This window comes from Ruoffia sp. FAM 24228 (genome assembly GCF_045528575.1).
GTDB classification, from domain to species: Bacteria; Bacillota; Bacilli; order Lactobacillales; family Aerococcaceae; genus Ruoffia; species Ruoffia halotolerans.
The window spans coordinates 1-2546 of sequence record NZ_JBGQQZ010000116.1 but is presented as its reverse complement, the minus strand read 5'-3'; the positions used below and the strand labels follow the sequence as shown (position 1 = coordinate 2546).

Annotated in this window: 2 protein-coding genes, 1 tRNA gene and 3 pseudogenes; 4 read left to right on the top strand and 2 right to left on the bottom strand. The window is 35.5% G+C overall.

Features of this window, described 5'->3' with window-relative positions:
- Nucleotides 1-118: pseudogene (locus ACEN33_RS12095) on the top strand (IS30 family transposase); the annotation flags it as partial.
- 220 nt (nucleotides 119-338) lie between these two features.
- Nucleotides 339-488, top strand: a complete 150-nt coding sequence (locus tag ACEN33_RS12090) for a hypothetical protein (RefSeq protein ID WP_407090463.1) — start codon at nucleotides 339-341, stop codon at nucleotides 486-488.
- Nucleotides 489-664: 176 nt separating this feature from the next.
- Here ACEN33_RS12090 and ACEN33_RS12085 read toward each other — a convergent pair.
- Nucleotides 665-1009 (bottom strand): annotated as a pseudogene (locus ACEN33_RS12085) (transposase); the annotation flags it as partial.
- Between the two features lie 35 nt (nucleotides 1010-1044).
- Between ACEN33_RS12085 and ACEN33_RS12080 the strand changes: the two are divergent.
- Nucleotides 1045-1117: transfer RNA gene (locus tag ACEN33_RS12080), tRNA-Thr, on the top strand.
- Between the two features lie 153 nt (nucleotides 1118-1270).
- The gene (locus tag ACEN33_RS12075) at nucleotides 1271-1915 is read left to right on the top strand and encodes a DUF937 domain-containing protein (protein ID WP_407090464.1); all 645 of its coding nucleotides are present in this window, start codon (nucleotides 1271-1273) and stop codon (nucleotides 1913-1915) included.
- Between the two features lie 53 nt (nucleotides 1916-1968).
- Here ACEN33_RS12075 and ACEN33_RS12070 read toward each other — a convergent pair.
- Nucleotides 1969-2422, bottom strand: a pseudogene (locus tag ACEN33_RS12070) (M24 family metallopeptidase); the annotation flags it as partial.
- Nucleotides 2423-2546: the final 124 nt, after the last annotated feature.

Here is a 2546-nt window from a genome sequence, read left to right as displayed (position 1 = left end):
TGCAACTGATGAAGAGATACAAGGTTGGGCAACGAAATTAAATACACGTCCCAAAAAATGTTTGAATTGGAAAACACCTTATGAAATCTTTTATAAAACTGTGTTGCACTTAATTTGACAATTTAAGCTTTAAAGAAATGGTTTCAGTAGCAAGAGCTAGCTTGTTTACTCTAACTTTTGGGGTGTGATCGCCATTATTATTTTCAGTGCCCTAATACATGAAGCTTCCTAACCTTATGTATTAGTAATGGAAGGCAAATTTGCTACGATAAAAAAATAGATACACCTCACTCTTATATAAAATATTAATATTGGTATACATCAAAAGGAGATTTTCGATGAAAAAAACAACTCAAATAAATTACTTTAAGCAGAAAATAATTGAATATGTGAATTTACGTGATACTTCAGAAAAAACATATATCAGAGAAGATATTTTAGACAATTTTCAAAAAATTAAAACACAAAGTAACCTGAATAATTCATAGCTATCTGTGGATAACTATTTCACTGACTATTTTCGTTCATTTGAGTATTTTTGTTGTCTTGACTGGCTCGAATAAAGTCGGTTCAGGCAGATTTTGATAGGCTCGCCCAAAAAAAGGGGATACCACCCCCTTGGTTTTACACTACTTAAAAAAAGACGTCTTACTCATTCAAAAAGCTAATGCAAGAGGACAAGCGATTGAATATTCTCAAGCACTTCCCAAAAGAGGGAATCAAATACGTGAGATGATGCCAAACGAACTCTTAGTTGCCTGGCATGACTCGTTAGCCTTCCTGCAATATGAAAGAGTTTGAAACGAATTGTTGAAATGGTCGACCGTTTCATTTCCTTTGGAAAGGTCGCTTCTTTCATGAGATGGACCAAATTGTAGGCGATACAACTCATCATCATTCGAGCTTGATTCGCCACATAAGTTGAGCTGTCGGTCTTATCAAAGGAAAACCCATTCTTGATTTCTTTGATACAATTTTCCATCGTACCACGCTTTTGATACAGCTTAAATACAGTTTCGATAGTGATTAGTTAATAATTAACAAGCCGGCTTAGCTCAGTTGGTAGAGCATCTGATTTGTAATCAGAGGGTCGAGGGTTCAACTCCTTTAGCCAGCATACTTTAAGCATATTCTTACTTCGGTAGGAATGTGTTTTTTTTGTTTCTTCAGTTATTTTGAGTGGAGATTCTAGTGTCACAGTGTATTATATTAGCTTCAATCGTAGTTTTGTCATATAATTAAGTCAAATTAATATAAGAGGAGAATGGATATGGGTTTATTCGATCAAGCTACAAATTTGTTTGATATGTTTGTCTCAAATGATCAAAGTGAAGAGCAAGAAACATTGGCAAATCGCGCAGGATTAAGTACATCTGACTTTAGTAAGGTAGCTGCTTTAGGACTGCCAGCGATTCTTCAAGGAATCAATCGCAATACGAATGACAAAGCCGGAAATGAAGATTTTAACTCTGCCTTAAAACAACATGAAGATGTCGACCAGTATCAATCAATTAAGCAATTGTCGAGTGAAGTAGATCCACAAGATGGGGACAATATCTTAGGTCATATTTTCGGAAACAAAGACGGGGTAACAAACCGCATCTCAAATACAGTTGGTTTGTCATCTTCAGATGTGAAAAAAGTTTTAGTGCTTTTAGCACCCATCGTGATGAAATATTTTGCTGACCGTAAAAAGGAAAAGAACTTAGATAACACGGGAGTTCAACAAGAAACAGGAAGCATTCTAGGACAACTATCTAATTCGGTTAAAAATTATAGTAAAAATAATTCAAATTCTTTCGATATAGGTGGAATATTAGGTGGCTTATTCGGTAACGATTCGTCTAAAGGTACAACGGATACAAAACAAGAGGATGATGGTTTATTAGACAACGTCTTGGATATGTTCAAATAAAATTATTAAAAGCATTGAATTCACTCTAATAGAGGAGCAAATTCAATGCTTTTTTAATTTGTTTGGAGTGTCATAATGACAGGACCATCTTTTGTAATCGCAATAGAATGCTCATATTGAGCACAGTAGCTCCCATCTCGGGTACGTGCAGTCCAACCGTTAGAGTCCATCTTAACTTGCCATGTACCAGTTGTAATCATAGGTTCAATAGTAATGGTGATACCTTCTTCGAGGCATAAGCCACGTCCTGGTAATTCATAATGCGGAAAGTTTGGTTCTTCGTGAATCGAAGGTCTAATACGATGAGCCAAAAAATCTCTGGCCACACCATAACCATGTGACACCGCATGTGTTTGAATCGCATGACTAATATCTCTCAGTCTGTTTCCAACAACTATCTGAAATTGCTCCATTTAGATCAACACAGAAGTCGATTTTGACGACATCCCCATTTTGAAGAATGTAATCTAAAGGAAAACCATGACATATTTCATCATTAACACTAATCCTGAATAATTCATAGTTTTACTAATAGTCTTTCCTAACATTGATTTAATAGTCTTTAAAGTAATCTGCTTCATCACCCATTAGGTGATGAAAAAAGACCCCCTTTCTGATATGGTTAATTCAC

Excerpts from the sequence above, each read along its gene's own strand:
- ACEN33_RS12090 (WP_407090463.1), top strand. The coding sequence starts at position 339 with ATGAAAAAAACAACTCAAATAAATTACTTTAAGCAGAAAATAATTGAA.
- ACEN33_RS12075 (WP_407090464.1), top strand. The coding sequence starts at position 1,271 with ATGGGTTTATTCGATCAAGCTACAAATTTGTTTGATATGTTTGTCTCA.